Origin of the sequence: Secundilactobacillus malefermentans DSM 5705 = KCTC 3548 (genome assembly GCF_001436395.1) — a bacterium.
Taxonomy (GTDB): Bacteria; Bacillota; Bacilli; order Lactobacillales; family Lactobacillaceae; genus Secundilactobacillus; species Secundilactobacillus malefermentans.
In genome coordinates this window covers 1-15,446 of record NZ_AZGJ01000046.1, presented here as the reverse complement: position 1 = coordinate 15,446, position 15,446 = coordinate 1, and the positions used below count along the sequence as shown (strand labels likewise).

Genomic DNA, 15,446 nt, shown 5'->3' with positions numbered 1-15,446 from the left:
TCAGGAATCAGCTTACATCCAGAAAAAAATAGTTACAATTGCTGCTACTAACGTGACCACAACGGTTGTCCCTAAAATTAACTTAATATGTTTACGGAGCGTCAATAGAATTTCACCGATGGAAACGACGTTCGTATTTGTATTATCCATAAAAATTATCAACTCATTTTCTTTAAATTTATACTGATGTTCGGTTGTCATTATTTTAAACGACATAATTACAGGTTTGTTTAAATTTGTTAAAAAAATTCTGTTCGCTTGATTAATTCCAACTTATATACGTTACCACGAATCACTTTGTTCGACAATCACTATTTAATAACCATTTTTAAGGCAAGCGCTTTCTAACTGTAAAAACCAATAAACAACAGCTTTTCCATTTATAATAAATTGAATACCTTCATTCTAAGCCCTTTTTCATGTTGCAACATTACAGTTCTTTAACAAGTACAGTTTTTCCTTATTTAGGGGAACAAAAAAGAAGCACTCGATCTTTTCGAGTGCTTCTTTGAGCTTATTTTTGAATAGCTTCTTCGTAATCCCCATTAGGGCAGATAACTTGAAGGCCACCCTTGACCTTCTTTTCAACGAGGAAGTGACCATCTTTCGGACAGTCGCGCCCAACTGGCTTATCCCAGGTGACAAAATCACAGTCTGGGTAACGGGAACAACCATAGAAAATTCGGTTCCGTTTAGACTTACGTTCGATGACTTGTCCTTGATGACACTTAGGACAAACAACGCCGATTTCCTTAACGATTGCTTGGGTATTCCGACAATCAGGGAATCTCGAACAAGCGTAGAATTTTCCGTACTTACCCATCTTGACGACCATTGGGGCGCCACAGATGTCACAGTTAAATCCGGCAAGTTCTTCCTTAATCTGAACCTTTTCGATTGTTTCGGCAGCATGTTCCACTTCTTTAGAGAATGGCTGATAGAAGTCCCGAATAACCTTGACCCAGTTTTCGTCACCCTCTTCAACGCCATCCAATTCTTTTTCAAGATTGGCGGTGAAGTCGATGTTGACGATGTCGGGAAAGTAGTCAAGGATGATGCCGTTAACAATCTCACCTAATTCGGTTGGCTCGAAGCGTCGTGCAACGAGTTTGACGTAGTAACGGCGTTGAATGGTGTCCAACGTTGGTGCATAGGTTGACGGACGACCAACCCCGTTTTCTTCGAGGGCCTTGATCATGTTGGCTTCACTAAAACGGGCCGGTGGCTGCGTAAAGTGTTGTGCGGGATCCGTCTTGCTGAGTTTGACGGTGTCGCCCTCATTCAAATCTGGCAACAGATTATCCTTTTCCTTGTCGTTATTGTAAACCTTCAAGAAACCATCAAACTTCATCTTTGAACCATTAGCGCGGAACATGACCTTGTTTTGTTCAATCGTTACGGCCATGGTGTCCATGACGGCTGGGGTCATTTGACTAGCGACAAAGCGATTCCAAATCAATTGATATAACTTGAACTGGTCGTTTGATAGGTATTCTTTTAAGCTTGCTGGGGTTCTAAACACGGAACTTGGCCGAATTGCCTCATGGGCATCCTGAGCACCCTCTGGCAACTTACCCTTGATTGGCTTCGTTGCGGCGTACTCTGCGCCGTACTTCTCATGTAAGAACTGAGACGCTTCATGTTTCGCAATTTGTGAAATACGGGTGGAATCGGTACGCATGTAGGTAATGAGACCTTGGTTGCCCTCTTTACCGATGGTGATTCCTTCATATAACTGTTGGGCCGCCATCATTGTCTTTCGAGTTCGGAACCGAAGCTTTTTGTTAGCCTCCTGTTGCATTGAACTAGTTGTAAATGGTGGTTGAGGCATCCGCTTCCGCTCTTTTTTGACAACTTTGGTAATATCAAAGTCGCCCTTTCGATCTAGTTTAGCAAGAACCTTTTGCACCTCATCGTTGTTCGCAAGGTCACCCTTTTTACCGTTTACACCATAGTAACTAGCCATAAACTTGGATTTGCCCTTTTTGAACTCTGAATCTATGGTCCAGTATTCGACTGGCACAAAGGCTTTGATTTCATTTTCACGGTCGATGATGAGTTTCAGTGCGATTGACTGAACTCGTCCGGCACTGAGCCCCTTCTTCACCTTTTGCCATAGCAATGGTGAAATTGAGTAACCCACGATCCGGTCAAGAATTCGACGGGCTTGTTGGGCATCCACCAAATCCATGTCGATGCTCCGTGGTGTCTTAAACGCATTTTTGACGGTGTCTTTGGTAATTTCATTAAAGACCACTCGGTTATTATCCTTCACATCTAGTCCTAAAATGTAGGAAAGATGCCAAGCGATTGATTCACCTTCACGGTCAGGGTCAGATGCCAGATAAACGGCTTTGGCTTTTTTGGCTTCAGCTCTAAGCTTTTTAATGACGTCACCCTTACCTCGAATCGAGATATAGTGGGGGTCAAAATCATTATCAAAATCAATTCCCATTTTACTTTTTGGTAAATCTCTGATGTGACCAAGGCTGGCCATGACCTTGTAGGTCCGGCCTAAATATTTTTCAATTGTCTTCGCCTTAGCGGGAGATTCAACAATCACTAATTTTTTCTTTTGTGTTTTTGCTCGCGATTTCTTCTTCGTAGTCGCCATCCAGTTGCTCCCTCAATTCCGAATATTTATTTAACGGTTTCATTATCGAATTCTTTCACATCATATTTCAAGATATTTATAAAGTCAAATTTCATCAACCCAACTAGTTGCTAAAATCGAAACTCCTCCAAAATGTCATCGGCGCTTAAAATTGGCTTTGCACCTGCCGCAATGAGTTCGTTGCAACCGGTTGAAAGTAGTCGGGTAACATCCCCCGGAATCGCCAACACATTCCGATTTTCCTGCAGGGCCAAATTTGCGGTGATGAGACTTCCACTTTGATGACGTGCCTCAGTGACTAAAAGTGTCTGAACCAGACCGGCAATAATCCGGTTTCGTTCTGGAAAGTGGTGCCGTGCGCCTGAAGTTCCAGCCGGATATTCACTAATGACGAGCTGCTTTTCACTCATTTCCCGCTGCAGGGCTTCATTAGTCTTGGGATAAAAAACATCGAGTCCCGTTCCAATGACACCAATGGTCGGTTGACCAACTGAAATCGCACATTGATGGCTTAGCTTGTCGACGCCTTCTGCAAGCCCAGAAACAACCGTTAAGCCTTGACTAACGGCTGGCCGAACAATGTTCCGTAGCGTTTCAATCGAATAGTGAGAGGCTTTTCTAGCGCCCACTACGCCTAAGAGCCAATCTGACTTAAGTAGCTCACCGTTGCCGGCATAGAATAAAACGATAGGCGGCAAGTATATTTCCCGTAGTTGATCAGGATAATCTGCGTCCAAAATGGTGATGAATAATTGTGCTTGGAGTTGGTGGAGTTTTAGTAGGTTAACATTTTGATTGAAATCTTGGATAAATTGTTGCTTGTGTGGTGGCTTAATCCGCGCAATTTGGACTAATTTTTCTGCGCTGGGTTCGACCTCGGTACACTTTTGTTCCTGCACCAGCCAATCATAGATGAGTGCCTCACCGTGGATCCCAATTCCCTTTGATAACTTTATTAATAGTAGTAACTCTCGTGATTTCATAAAAACGCCCCTCATAGTTAATTATTCTTAACTACGAGAAGCGTTGATTATTTTGCGAACGGGTGCAAAGGTTTTCCGGTGAATCGGAGTTGCGCCCAAAGTGTCTAGTCCATGCATGTGGATTTTGGTCCCATACCCTGCGTTCTTGGTAAATCCATAGCCTGGATAGATAACATCGTAAAGCGCCATCAAATGGTCCCGGTAGACTTTGGCCACGATACTGGCTGCGGATACACTTGCACTCTTGGCGTCACCCTTAATTAAACGGGTCTGAGGCACCGGTACGGGGATTTGCATGGCATCCACGATAAGTTGCTCGGGTTGAATGGATAACCGCTCTACCGCCTGTTTCATGGCCACTCGGGTCGCTTCGTAAATATTGATCTGATCAATGATTTCATTTGAGGCAATGCCAATACTGACGGCCTTCGCCTGTTTAATAATTTGCGGGAAAAGGGTCTCCCGTTCGAGGTGCGTCAATTTCTTTGAGTCGTTCACTAATGGAATATCAAAATCGTGCGGCAAAATGACGGCCGCGGTCACGACTGGACCAGCTAAAGGACCCCTGCCGACTTCATCAACTCCGGCAACGTGTTGAATTCCTCGTTCCCAAAAGGAATGTTCGTAGCGTAATCGTTCCTGAAAAAGCTGTTCTTGTTCAACGGCTTTTTCCAGTCGCGTTTGTGTGGCCGTGATGAGGCGTTGTACACCAATCCGGGAATCCGTTTTAAATTGGGACAGGATGGGATCCGTCATGCTGGTAACGGGTGCGAATAGTTCCTTCACCTGTTTAATGGACAGTTTCTTGTCAGGCATGTTGAGAATCACTTCCAAAATTTGTGTCCAAAGTATAGCGCCCAATTTTTTCTTTACGGGTGTCCTGAATGAGGCGTTCGCTGGCACGTTCGTAATCTTCCTGCATCCCCACCTTTTTGGTAATAGTAAGCAGTAGATCAATATCAGACAATGTCATATCGTCATCGCTCAAATGGTAGCGTTCCTGTAAATTATGCGGATGGTACTGTTTAAAGTACTTGATGGCAAATAGCGCCACATCATCGCTGGCAAATCGCTGGTCCTTGATGGCACCGGTTAGCGCTAACTTTTGGCCAGTTTCAGGATCCTCAAACTTTGGCCAGAGAATTCCGGGGGTGTCTAACAGTTCAAGCTTCTTTGAAGAGCGAAGCCACTGCTGACCTTTGGTAACGCCAGGAGTATCCCCAACCTGGGCAACCTTCCGATTAACAAGTCGGTTAAGGAGTGTCGACTTCCCCACGTTTGGAATACCAATTGTCATTGCACGAATTGGGCGTTCCTTTAGGCCCTTTTCTTCTTCATGGGCAAGCTTGTCCGCTAAGATACTCTCGGTAATTTTAGTGATGTTCTTAACGGTGATATTTGCCTTTGAATCGATTGCAATTGCACGGACGCCGACCTCATTTTTAAAGTAGGCAATCCACTTCTTAGTCATTTCGGGATCAGCTAAGTCCATTTTAGTCATGACGATTAAATGGGGCTTGTCCTTCATGAGTCGTTTGAGTTCCGGATTTCGTGATGATAGTGGAATTCGCGCATCGACTAGCTCGAATACGATGTCGACAAGTGGTAATTTTTCTTCGACCTGGCGAATAGCCTTGGCCATGTGACCGGGAAACCATTGAATAACTGCCATGTTGTGTAACTCCTTTTTGTAGTGAGGTTTAAATTGTATTGGATTTCTTAATTAAATTAATCATTTGAAGAAACAACTGTTATATATCTATCAAAAGTAGAATGTGTCAAATTAGCATATTCTATTTTACCATTTAATACGGTTATTTTACGTTATGTTTGAATAGTCCTAACGCTTACATTTTACTTTTAACCATAAAAACACCCCGAAAGCTTTAATTTAACTTTCGGGGGGTATACTTCATTTCACTTAACTCCATTTAGCTGAAAGTAACCTGCAATTTTTTTCCCATGGCATGTGCAATGTCTTGTAGCTTATCAAATGAGACATTATCTCCACGCTCAATTTTAGCGATTGTTGCCTGTGTCGTCTGTGCGCGCTCAGCTAGCTCTGATTGTGTCATCCCTGCTTCTTCTCTCGCATGGTATAAAGCAACAGCCGTCGCAAGTTTCTCGCCCTCGGCCTCATAAAATTTATTAAATTCAGGATCTTTTCGTTCCTGTTTAATCATTTCATCAATTTTCATATTCATACCACTCTTTCTTAAGTTCCTGCGCATGATTAATTTGTGCTAACGGAGTTTTATCTGTTTTTTTGGTAAATCCATGAGTTATGACAAATCGTGTACCCTCCACGTGAAAGTAAATGGCACGCTGTATATTTGAACCAACCTTACTCCGCAACTCATATAAATTCTTATCAATTTTTTTAACCCATTTAAGTCTTTGTGCAATCAGCATTCCGAATTCTTCAGTGTCGTTAATTACTCGATACATTTTTGCTCGATCTTTTCTTGGCAATTCCTTAATCCACTCTTTAAACTCATCGTGCCCACTCAGACGTTCATACGTTTCAAACTCTAACTTTTTCATAGCTTAATTATATTATATATTAATATATTGTCAATATATAAGAATACTTAAAATTCACATATTAATAGCCCATCAAATTTATGCTCCACATCAAAAAAACGACTACCCACATAACTGGTAGCCGTTCTCATAGACTTAATTTATTAACTAATTGACGCCAAATACATCGACCACGCCTCATCAAATACCGTCATCGTTGGTAAGTAGGATGCGTTTTCCTCTAAATACTTTGAAAGAATATCAAAGGAGGTTTCCTGCTTTGGAAAGGCTTGATCATAAAAAGCATTGTTGGCAAACTCCGCCACTGGTTCATAACTATTAGGATTCCGTTGAGTCATAAGGTATTCGTAGAACGTTTTAATCAACTTAAATTCCTCCTAGTTTCCCTGATTTGGGAATGTTAACTTGAAAGGTAAACCTTCCGTCACCCTTCATGTTAATGGTCTTGGCTTTGTACGATAGACTATCATTGCCGCCCATGTGGCGTAGGTCCATCGTGATGGTCTTCTTCTTTGAGTTTAGGGCGATCCAATCTGGGAGCTTGTAGTTCTTAGCCGCATAGTTCATGACGAAGCTAATTGGCAACCGCAAACTTCCAACGGATAAGCTCTTAGCATCCAGTCGCACATTCCCATTTTTCAATAAAACGGGTTTCAGTGCTAACGCAAAGTTTACGTTAACGCCGAGCACCTTGGTACTACCACCCAAGATGGCTTGATCCTTGATGGAGAATTTATACTTCATCTTCTGATCCTTTTGAATCTTTTTTAAATAAAAACTGGCGAGTGAGTTTAACTGGGTTTTATTTAGGCTCACGTCAAAGTTCTTATTACTCTTGACCACCGTTGATGAGGGGACCGTTTGGGCGACTGGCGTTGAAACCTGTCTGCCAACGTACACACCCATCGCAATGAGTAAGATGAGTAGGACAAAAAACGCGTATTTCCAAATGTTACGAGATTTCTTCTTTGATTCCGTTCTGTTTCTCATTTAATCGACACCCCTAATTTTCCCATTGTTTCTTGTGGTCCATCATAACGCGATACAGGTGATTCGTCATAATGCCGTAGCCCTTGTGGTTCGGGTGGAAATGATCGGCATTTGAAATGTAAACATTGGCGCTTTTACCCTGACCGTTTAACACCTCGTTATACTGTGATAGATCAAGGCTACTTTGATTAACCTTCTTGGTCTTATCCAGCAACTTTTGGCGCTTGGCCTTTGTCGTGTACTGACCGTCAGACAGTGCATGATTGATGTCAACAAAGTAGGTATTCCCGTCCGCCTTAATAACCGACTGATCAACCTGATTGAGTTGCGCAACTGACTTTGAAATGAGCGACACGTTTGCGAAGTACACGTAAACCGGGTTATAGATACTATACAGGAAAATGGGCGATTTGCTATTATAATGCCTAATTTCGTGCATCAAACTGGTTAACTTCGTTTGGTAAGTCGTGAGTGCTTTAGCCATGTCCTGGTTAACGGTCTGGGTAGAAGAGACAAACATTTCCTGTTGAAGCTTTTGGAAGAGGTCATTTCCACCGACCGTCATCACAATCACGTCGGCATTCTTCAATTTAGTTTGAAATTTAGTCTGTGTTTTGAGGCGCTTTTCAATTTGATCGGAACGATTGCCCGATACGCCAAAATTAGCCGTTTTCACTTTAACATTATTCTTAGCTTCCAGCTTGGTTTTTATCTGAGAAACGTAACCGCCCTGTTTCTTCTGGTCGCCGACGCCATAGGTTAAGGAATCACCGAGGGCAACTAACCGAACTGTTTGCGGTTTTCCAATGTGGCTTTGACCGTGTTGGACAAAGTAAAAGCCGCCGCCAACCACGATGGCCACTAATAGGAGAACCCACCATAGCCACTTATGACTCTTTTTTGCTTGTACTCTTGATCTCATAAAATCCCCTCTTAAATAATAAAAAAGGTGGGACCCAAATCCCGCCTCTGCCTCAACTAATCATCGTAATAGTAGACCAATGCAAATGCACCAGGACCACCATGAGTTGCGATGATTGGAACAGTTTCCCGGACTAATATTGGAACCTCTGGGAACATTGGCTGTAGTTTTTCTTTAATTTTGTTGGCCGTTTCAATGGCGCCAACGTGGGAAATACAAATCCCCTTCATGTGCTTAATCGTTTGCATTTGATCGTAAACCTTGTTGTAAAATTTATCAATGGTCTTCATGCCGCGACCCTTAGTCTCAATGTTGAGTTCGCCGTGAGTTACTTCAAGCACAATTTTGATGTTTAAAAGAGTTGAAATTAATCCGGTCACTCGTTTGATACGACCACCCTTCACGAGGTTATTTAAAGTCATAACCCCCATGTACAATTTAGTATGGTCATTAACGTCAGCGGCCCGCTTAACAATTTCCTCTGGTGTGCCACCCTGTTGGGCCAGCTTGGCAGCTTCAATCACCTGATAGGCTAAACCTCGGTCGGTAGTTCCACTATCCACGACGGTCACGTCGGTCTTGCTCAAGTTAGCAGCTTGTTCGGCTGTATGAACAGTTCCACTGATTGCCTCAAGCATGTTAAAGCAGACAACAGAGCTTCCATCTTCACCCAGCTTATCAAACGTTTCGACGAAGGTTCCCAATGGGGGTTGACTCGTCTTGGGTAACGTCTTAGAGGTCATCATTTTTTGATAAAACTCTTCGTTGGTGATTGTTTCTCGTTCTACATAAATAGTGTCATCAATCATTACCGATAGTGGCACAATCGTAATATTTAACTCTTTAACTTCCTGATCCGTCAATCCGGCTGAGGAATCGGTCACGATTTTCACAGTTGCCATTTCGTACTACCACTCTTTCTATCCCGAAGGTAATCTTGCGCGCTAATGAGTGTTATCTCGCGCAGGTTCGCTAATAGTATAGCAGACTTAATCGTTTTTTTCATTTCAAATCAAATTCTAACTTGTGTCGATTTCATTCCTCGGCTAAACTCTATATTGAGGTGACTAAATTGCAAGCAAATACCGATTCAGCGAAGCGTTATCAAATTATTAATGAAGTCTTAAATTCAATTACTCACGGTCTCGGTGTTGGACTGAGTATTGCCGCACTCGTTTTGTTGGTGATTAAGGCGGTTGATTCAGGTAATTCAGTCAAAATCTGGGCCTTTAGCATTTACGGCGCCATCCTAATTCTATTTTACTTGGCATCCACCCTGTTTCACAGTCTCATTTTCACAAAGGCGAGCCACGTCTTTCAAATATTTGATCACTCGGCAATTTACTTACTCATTGCCGGAACGTATACTCCCTATTGCTTAGTGGTTATCAAAGGCACACTGGGAATCGTCATCCTTTCGATTATATGGCTGATGGCGATTTGCGGCATCATTTATAAGTGTCTCTGGTTAGGAAAGTTTCAGACGCTATCAACGATTATTTACGTCGTGATGGGCTGGATGTGTGTCATGGGCTTTAAGGCCCTCTACCAGGGATTAGGTCCCATCGGCTTTTACCTATTGGTCGGTGGTGGTGTTGCCTTCACACTTGGTGCCGTACTTTACAGCTTTAAAGCCATTCGGTACGGTCACGTCATTTGGCACTTATTCGTGTTACTGGGAACCATCTTGATGTTCTTTTCAATTTACTTATACGCGTAATTTTATTAAAAAACAGGATTAAGTCGGCCTTTTAACCGCTTAGTCCTGTTTTATTTTCGGCGATAATGTTCAAAACGATGGGGAATTGTATTTTGCTCATCCAGAATACCTTCTCGCGAATCAATCAGCTCAAATTGACTGTAGTCGATTTCGGGCATGAACGTATCCGCGGTGAAGGTTCCGTCTAATTTGGTGACGTACAACTCGGAAACGTACGGCAACAACAGTTTAAAAATCGTTGCCCCACCACTGATAAAAATAGCTTCATCGGTGGCTTTTTCGTATGCCAACAATTCATCCAATGAGTGCATCACAATCACGCCCTCAGGAAACGTTGCTTCAGGGTTATTCGCCATCACAATATTCTTGCGATGTGGCAATGGTCGTCCGTAACTCTCAAAGGTTCTGCTGCCGGAAACTAAGGTGTGATTCATTGTCGTATCCCGGAAAAAATGCATGTCTTCCGGTAGGCGCCAAGGAAGGTGACCCTCATTTCCAATGGCGTGCTGGCTATCTTCGGCCCAAATAAATTTAAACACGTGTCAGACCTCCTCCATTAAACGGCGACTGGCGCCTTGATTGCTGGTTGGGGATTGTAGCCCTCTAATTTGATATCTTTCATCTCATAGTCAAAAATGTTGTCCTTGTCCGGATTCAAAATAAGCTTAGGTGCAGCAACGGGTGTCCGAGCTAATTGTTCCTTTACCTGATCAATGTGATTCAGGTAAATATGGGCATCCCCAAACGTGTGCACAAACTCACCGACTTCCAAACCAGTCTGCTTCGCAATCAGCGACGTTAAGAGCGCGTAGCTCGCAATGTTAAACGGAACGCCTAAGAAGATATCAGCAGAACGTTGATATAGCTGACAGCTCAATTTATTGTCCACAACGTAGAACTGGAACATGGTGTGGCACGGTGGTAAGGCAACCAACGGCACATCTTCTGGATTCCAGGCCGTCACGATTAACCGTCGAGAATCTGGATGAACTTTAATTTGGTCAATCACGTTTTGAATTTGATCAATGGTCTGCCCAGTGCTGGTCTTCCATGCTCGCCACTGGCTCCCGTACACCAGTCCTAAATCGCCGAACCGTTTGGCAAAATCATCATCATTTAAAATGGCATCACAGAACTTTGACTTTTCTGCTTGATAGACGTTGTTGAATTCTGGATCACTAGCGGAACGGTGACCAAAATCAGTCATGTCTGGGCCATGATATTCGGTAGAATTGACAAACTTTTCAAAGGCCCATTCATCCCAAATGTGATTCTTGTGTTGAAGCAAAAACTTAATGTTGGTGTCACCCTTTAGAAACCAGAGAAGTTCACTTTTGATTAATCCAAATGGAACTTTCTTGGTCGTTAAGAGTGGAAACCCTTCGTTCAGGTCAAACCGCATTTGGTAGCCAAAGGTACTAATGGTCCCTGTACCGGTTCGATCCGTCTTTCGATGTCCATGTTCTAAAACATAACGTTCCAAATTTAAGTATGCATCTTCAAGCATCATTCATTACCACCCTTTATTCAGCATAGTCACTCAGGTATTCCCAACGCGCAATTTTTGCATCTAAATCTTTATCAGCTTGCTCGACTGCTGCTTGTAGTTCCGCAAGTTTATCATAATTAGCACCATTCTGGTTCATTTGTTCCTTCAAGTCGGATTTGTTAGCCTCTAACTTATCAATTTCGGCTTCAATCGTTTCCCATTCCTTTTTCTCGGCATAGGTTAGCTTGGTCTTTTCCTTCTTGACTTCAACTTTTGGCTTGTCAGTCTTTGGTTGCGACTTTTCTGATTTACTTGTGTTATTTGTATGGAGACTGGCCAGGTAATCGGTAAAGAACCCAACTTCCTCATCAATTTGACCATTCCCATTAAAGACGAGTAGCCGATCAGCTACCTTGTCCAAAAAGTACCGGTCATGGGATACCGTGATGACGGTACCGTTAAAGTGGTCAATGTAGTTTTCCAACACGGTCAACGTACCAATATCCAAGTCATTGGTCGGCTCGTCCAGCAGCAGAACATTTGGCTGTCCCATCAATAATTTTAACAGGTAAAGGCGGCGTTTTTCACCACCAGATAACTTTCGAATTAACGTGCCATGCATGAATCTCGGAAACAGGAACTGTTCCAGGAGTTCAGACACACTAATTTTATTACCTGCGCTATCGGTCACGTGTTCACCGACCTCGTTTAGGTAACTAATCATGCGCTTATCTTCCGGGATGGGTTCATTTTGCTGCGTATAGTAGGCCATTTTGACAGTCTCACCAATTTCAACGGTGCCGGAGTCAAGTGGTAAGCGTTCTGCAATAACGTTCAGCAGAGAGGATTTACCGGCACCATTTTCACCACTAATCCCGATTCGCTCGCCGGCTTGGATGAGCATACTGAAATCGTTCAGGATTGAATGGTCGCCAAGTTTGAGACTGGCGTCTTTGAGCTGAATGACTTTTTTACCAAGGCGTTGTTGCCCCAAATTGATATCGACCTTGTCCTCAACTTGACGAGTCCCAACATTGCTTTTGATGTCATTAAACCGGTTGATTCGCGCCTGTTGCTTGGTGGAACGCGCCTTAGCGCCAGCGTGCATCCACTCTAGTTCCTGTTTATAGAGTTGCTGCTGCTTGTGTTCCGCAGTGGCTTCCTCTTCAACCCGAACCGCCTTCTTCGCAACGTAGTCCTGATAGTTCCCCTCATACTGATAAAGTTTCCCGAAGGATAGTTCCCAAATTTGATTGGCAACCTGATCCAAGAAGTACCGGTCATGGGTTACAACTAAAAGAGCGCCCTTGTAGTTAGCAAGGTACTTTTGCAGCCATTCAATCGAATCAAAATCCAAATGGTTGGTTGGTTCATCCAAAAGAAGTAAGTCCGGCGACTGAATCAGAACTTGCGCCAAGCCAACCCGTTTCTTTTGTCCACCAGACAGAGTCCCAATCACCTGGTTTAAATCGGTAATGTGCAACTGGGTCAAAATAGCTTTGACGTCACTCTCCGCATTCCAGGCATCCTCTTCATTCATTTTGGCTTCTGCCACTAAATAGCGGTCCTGAATGGCAGAATCGTCGGGATGTTTACTGTAATTATCTAGTTCCTGTTCGTATTTGCGAATGGTTGAAAACACTTTTTGCGAACCCTCAAAAACGGCATCCAAAATTGTTTTGGTATCGTCTAATTCAGGATCCTGCTTTAAGTACCCAATTTCGTAGTCCTTGGGCTTAATAATATCGCCGCTATTTTCCTGAGTAATTCCAGCAAGCGTGTTTAACAAAGTGGTTTTTCCACTTCCGTTTGTTCCAATTAGGCCAATTCGATCTCGTTCATTAATAATGAAACTAATGCCATCGAATAGTGTTTTTTCGCCATACGTGCTCACTAAGCTCTCTGATCTTAACGTTTGCATTCTCTCACTCTTTCACTGCCTATTTTCTGTTTCTGACGTATTCAGTTAACACGTCATTTGAATTAGTTAACTCATTTTCAACGACTTTTCGCTCAACTTCGGCTAGGATTTGGCCCATTTGTGGTCCGGGCTTCACGCCAGCCGTCATTAAGTCTTTACCCGTCAATGCCAATTCTTTCTTGGATTTAATCTGGAGATTATCATACTGCGTCAGCAAGCCTGCTTCGTCAGTTGCTGCAAATAATTGTTGCGCCAAGTTTATGGCATTTATCAATTCTGTTCGACCCGTTTGGTAGAGCATCCAATTATCAACGCGGTTTTCCAAAATAGCGTTCAGTGCTTTGGTCGTCTTTAAGACGGACTCAATCATCTGGTTGGATGTTTTCCAGTTCTTTAAAAACTGAGACGTTTGCGGACTGCTAAAGTTAAGCAAATGGCAAATAAGTCCCCATGCGGTTGCCTCGTTTGGAAGGCGCAAGTCAGCAATTTTAATCATCGATTCAAGTGCCGATTGAGCATCCTTGAAGTCGGGACAGTATTGGAAGAGACCCGTTTCAACGAAGCTGACCAGTCCCACGGCAGGTTCTTGGCCCAGCAGCATTTTGATAAATTCAACCTGAATCCGCTCCACCGCAATTTTTTCTAGCAGTTCTGCGTGATTTGTGATTGCCTTTTCAGTCTCCACTTCAATTTTGAAGTTTAATTGGCTGGCAAATCGTACCGCTCGCATCATTCGTAGCGCATCTTCGTTGAACCGTTCCTCAGGATTGCCCACGGCTTTGATGATGCCATTATTTAAATCATCAAGGCCCGCAAAAAGGTCAATAATTTCACCATTTTCACGCATGGCTAACGCGTTGATTGTGAAATCGCGACGCTTTAGGTCCTCTTTCAAGGATCTCACAAACGTGACGGAATCGGGTCGCCGATAATCTTGATAGGTCGACTCGGTTCTAAAAGTCGTGGTTTCATAACCAATCCCATGGTCCAAAATCATGACGGTACCGTGCTCAATGCCGGTATCCACCGTCTTATGGAAAAGGGCTTTAACCTCTTCTGGATAGGCGCTGGTGGCAATATCAACGTCATGGATCTCCTTATGGAGCAGTGTGTCACGGACAGAGCCGCCAACAAAATAGGCTTCAAATCCGGCAGCCTCAATGGTCTGCATAATTGGTCGTGCTTCTTCAAATTCTTTTGGCAATGTTTCAATTTTCATGAATTTACCCTCTATTTTTCATTCAAACTATCCTGTATATCTTAACAGATTCACCAATCATTATAAAATGCAAAGTCAGCTTTTACTATGATATGATTGAACTAATATACTTTGGTTCACGAAGGAGCTAAAAGAATGATCGCACAAAAACGAGAACAAATTAGAATCATCGATCTAATCATGATTGCGATTGGGTGCGCTACCTACGCATTTGGATTGGTCGAATTTAATATCGCCAATAAACTAGCAGACGGTGGGATTAGCGGGATTACCTTGATTTTCCGGGCCCTATTTCACGTTGATCCCGCCTATATGACCCTGATTATCAATATTCCGTTAATTTTTATTGGGTATCGATTTTTGGGTAAGCGTTCCCTTATCTACACCATTTATGGAACAATCATGCTGTCCTTTTTCTTATGGGTTTGGCAACGAACCCCCATTGTGATTAATATTCACCACGATCTCGTTTTGGCCTCAATCGGGGCCGGCCTGCTGGGTGGCGCCGGCAGTGGCCTCCTTTACCGATTTGGTGGCACAACGGGTGGCACGGATATTATTGCTCGAATTTTTGAACGATTTAAGGGCGTGCCAATGAGCCAAACGTTGCTTTGGCTGGACGTGGTTGTCCTGGTCGCATCACTCGTTTACATTGATGTGCAGCACATGGCGTACACCTTGATTATGTCCTACATTTTCTCAAGAATTGTGAACTTGATTCTCAGCGGGGCCAACTCTGCCAAGGGTGTGCTCATCATTAGTAGTGAATCTAAGAAGATTACCGATGCCATCATGGTGCGAATGCAACGGGGTGTCAGCATTATTCAAGGCAAAGGCGGCTACTCTTACGAAGATCGGCCAATTCTGTACGTGGTGGTCAGTCCCAGCGAACTCTATACCTTGCAACTACTGGTGGACGATTTTGATAAGCAGGCCTTCCTCTCGGTTCTCGATGTGAGTCAGACGATGGGTGAAGGATTTAGTTATAAACGACCGGAAAAGAAAATATTTCATAAAAAATAAGTGGCTGGGACAAAACTGACC

Annotated in this window: 17 protein-coding genes; 2 read left to right on the top strand and 15 right to left on the bottom strand. The window is 43.3% G+C overall.

The annotated features are described in order from the left end of the window. Window positions 1-12: 12 nt before the first annotated feature. From FD44_RS10520 to FD44_RS08060, 11 genes are all read right to left on the bottom strand, one after another. Entirely contained in the window at window positions 13-150 is a 138-nt protein-coding gene (locus FD44_RS10520; protein ID WP_156656219.1) for a hypothetical protein, read from the bottom strand. 364 nt (window positions 151-514) lie between these two features. After that, the gene (topA, locus tag FD44_RS08105; protein WP_010619796.1) at window positions 515-2,614 is read right to left on the bottom strand and encodes a type I DNA topoisomerase; all 2,100 of its coding nucleotides are present in this window, start codon (window positions 2,612-2,614) and stop codon (window positions 515-517) included. A 110-nt stretch (window positions 2,615-2,724) separates the two neighbouring features. Next, window positions 2,725-3,597 (bottom strand): DNA-processing protein DprA, encoded by an 873-nt coding sequence (dprA, locus tag FD44_RS08100; protein WP_010619795.1) that lies wholly within the window; start codon window positions 3,595-3,597, stop codon window positions 2,725-2,727. A gap of 27 nt (window positions 3,598-3,624) precedes the next feature. Then, window positions 3,625-4,413 (bottom strand): ribonuclease HII, encoded by a 789-nt coding sequence (locus FD44_RS08095; protein ID WP_010619794.1) that lies wholly within the window; start codon window positions 4,411-4,413, stop codon window positions 3,625-3,627. Continuing rightward, complete coding sequence (gene ylqF / locus FD44_RS08090; RefSeq protein WP_010619793.1) at window positions 4,406-5,269, bottom strand: ribosome biogenesis GTPase YlqF; 864 nt, start codon at window positions 5,267-5,269, stop codon at window positions 4,406-4,408. Before ylqF ends, FD44_RS08095 begins: the two co-directional genes overlap by 8 nt. 259 nt (window positions 5,270-5,528) lie before the next feature. Next, window positions 5,529-5,795, bottom strand: a complete 267-nt coding sequence (locus tag FD44_RS08085) for a helix-turn-helix domain-containing protein (protein WP_010619792.1) — start codon at window positions 5,793-5,795, stop codon at window positions 5,529-5,531. Then, window positions 5,785-6,141 (bottom strand): type II toxin-antitoxin system RelE/ParE family toxin, encoded by a 357-nt coding sequence (locus FD44_RS08080; RefSeq protein WP_010619791.1) that lies wholly within the window; start codon window positions 6,139-6,141, stop codon window positions 5,785-5,787. Before FD44_RS08080 ends, FD44_RS08085 begins: the two co-directional genes overlap by 11 nt. A gap of 143 nt (window positions 6,142-6,284) precedes the next feature. Beyond that, the gene (locus tag FD44_RS08075; protein WP_010619790.1) at window positions 6,285-6,506 is read right to left on the bottom strand and encodes a YozE family protein; all 222 of its coding nucleotides are present in this window, start codon (window positions 6,504-6,506) and stop codon (window positions 6,285-6,287) included. A 1-nt stretch (window position 6,507) separates the two neighbouring features. Further along, window positions 6,508-7,131 carry a YpmS family protein gene (locus tag FD44_RS08070; protein ID WP_010619789.1) on the bottom strand — a complete coding sequence of 208 codons (624 nt, stop codon included), beginning with the start codon at window positions 7,129-7,131 and terminating at the stop codon, window positions 6,508-6,510. Window positions 7,132-7,144: 13 nt separating this feature from the next. Then, entirely contained in the window at window positions 7,145-8,053 is a 909-nt protein-coding gene (locus FD44_RS08065; protein WP_010619788.1) for an SGNH/GDSL hydrolase family protein, read from the bottom strand. A gap of 56 nt (window positions 8,054-8,109) precedes the next feature. Further along, complete coding sequence (locus FD44_RS08060) at window positions 8,110-8,955, bottom strand: DegV family protein (protein ID WP_010619787.1); 846 nt, start codon at window positions 8,953-8,955, stop codon at window positions 8,110-8,112. 170 nt (window positions 8,956-9,125) lie between these two features. Here FD44_RS08060 and trhA point away from each other — a divergent pair, with 170 nt between their 5' ends. Then, window positions 9,126-9,773 carry a PAQR family membrane homeostasis protein TrhA gene (gene trhA / locus FD44_RS08055; protein WP_010619786.1) on the top strand — a complete coding sequence of 216 codons (648 nt, stop codon included), beginning with the start codon at window positions 9,126-9,128 and terminating at the stop codon, window positions 9,771-9,773. Window positions 9,774-9,823: 50 nt separating this feature from the next. Here trhA and FD44_RS08050 read toward each other — a convergent pair whose 3' ends face one another. The 4 genes from FD44_RS08050 to FD44_RS08035 are packed head-to-tail and all read right to left on the bottom strand — an operon-like array spanning window position 9,824 to window position 14,402. Beyond that, window positions 9,824-10,312: a dihydrofolate reductase gene (locus FD44_RS08050; protein WP_010619785.1), complete on the bottom strand. Its 489-nt coding sequence runs from the start codon at window positions 10,310-10,312 to the stop codon at window positions 9,824-9,826. A gap of 17 nt (window positions 10,313-10,329) precedes the next feature. Then, on the bottom strand, window positions 10,330-11,280 hold the full coding sequence (locus FD44_RS08045) for a thymidylate synthase (RefSeq protein ID WP_010619784.1): 951 nt from the start codon (window positions 11,278-11,280) through the stop codon (window positions 10,330-10,332). Window positions 11,281-11,296: 16 nt separating this feature from the next. Further along, window positions 11,297-13,183: an ABC-F family ATP-binding cassette domain-containing protein gene (locus tag FD44_RS08040; protein ID WP_010619783.1), complete on the bottom strand. Its 1,887-nt coding sequence runs from the start codon at window positions 13,181-13,183 to the stop codon at window positions 11,297-11,299. A gap of 19 nt (window positions 13,184-13,202) precedes the next feature. Beyond that, window positions 13,203-14,402 carry a CCA tRNA nucleotidyltransferase gene (locus FD44_RS08035; RefSeq protein ID WP_010619782.1) on the bottom strand — a complete coding sequence of 400 codons (1,200 nt, stop codon included), beginning with the start codon at window positions 14,400-14,402 and terminating at the stop codon, window positions 13,203-13,205. A 135-nt stretch (window positions 14,403-14,537) separates the two neighbouring features. On the opposite strand from FD44_RS08035, the gene FD44_RS08030 reads away from it, so the two are divergent. Then, window positions 14,538-15,425 (top strand): YitT family protein, encoded by an 888-nt coding sequence (locus FD44_RS08030; RefSeq protein WP_010619781.1) that lies wholly within the window; start codon window positions 14,538-14,540, stop codon window positions 15,423-15,425. Window positions 15,426-15,446 lie beyond the last annotated feature (21 nt).

Bases quoted from the DNA above. Each gene is read 5' to 3' on its own strand.
- FD44_RS10520 (WP_156656219.1), bottom strand. From the start codon at position 150: ATGGATAATACAAATACGAACGTCGTTTCCATCGGTGAAATTCTATTG.
- topA (WP_010619796.1), bottom strand. From the start codon at position 2,614: ATGGCGACTACGAAGAAGAAATCGCGAGCAAAAACACAAAAGAAAAAA.
- dprA (WP_010619795.1), bottom strand. From the start codon at position 3,597: ATGAAATCACGAGAGTTACTACTATTAATAAAGTTATCAAAGGGAATT.
- FD44_RS08095 (WP_010619794.1), bottom strand. From the start codon at position 4,413: ATGCCTGACAAGAAACTGTCCATTAAACAGGTGAAGGAACTATTCGCA.
- ylqF (WP_010619793.1), bottom strand. From the start codon at position 5,269: ATGGCAGTTATTCAATGGTTTCCCGGTCACATGGCCAAGGCTATTCGC.
- FD44_RS08085 (WP_010619792.1), bottom strand. From the start codon at position 5,795: ATGAAAATTGATGAAATGATTAAACAGGAACGAAAAGATCCTGAATTT.
- FD44_RS08080 (WP_010619791.1), bottom strand. From the start codon at position 6,141: ATGAAAAAGTTAGAGTTTGAAACGTATGAACGTCTGAGTGGGCACGAT.
- FD44_RS08070 (WP_010619789.1), bottom strand. From the start codon at position 7,131: ATGAGAAACAGAACGGAATCAAAGAAGAAATCTCGTAACATTTGGAAA.
- FD44_RS08065 (WP_010619788.1), bottom strand. From the start codon at position 8,053: ATGAGATCAAGAGTACAAGCAAAAAAGAGTCATAAGTGGCTATGGTGG.
- FD44_RS08060 (WP_010619787.1), bottom strand. From the start codon at position 8,955: ATGGCAACTGTGAAAATCGTGACCGATTCCTCAGCCGGATTGACGGAT.
- FD44_RS08045 (WP_010619784.1), bottom strand. From the start codon at position 11,280: ATGCTTGAAGATGCATACTTAAATTTGGAACGTTATGTTTTAGAACAT.
- FD44_RS08040 (WP_010619783.1), bottom strand. From the start codon at position 13,183: ATGCAAACGTTAAGATCAGAGAGCTTAGTGAGCACGTATGGCGAAAAA.
- FD44_RS08035 (WP_010619782.1), bottom strand. From the start codon at position 14,402: ATGAAAATTGAAACATTGCCAAAAGAATTTGAAGAAGCACGACCAATT.
- FD44_RS08030 (WP_010619781.1), top strand. From the start codon at position 14,538: ATGATCGCACAAAAACGAGAACAAATTAGAATCATCGATCTAATCATG.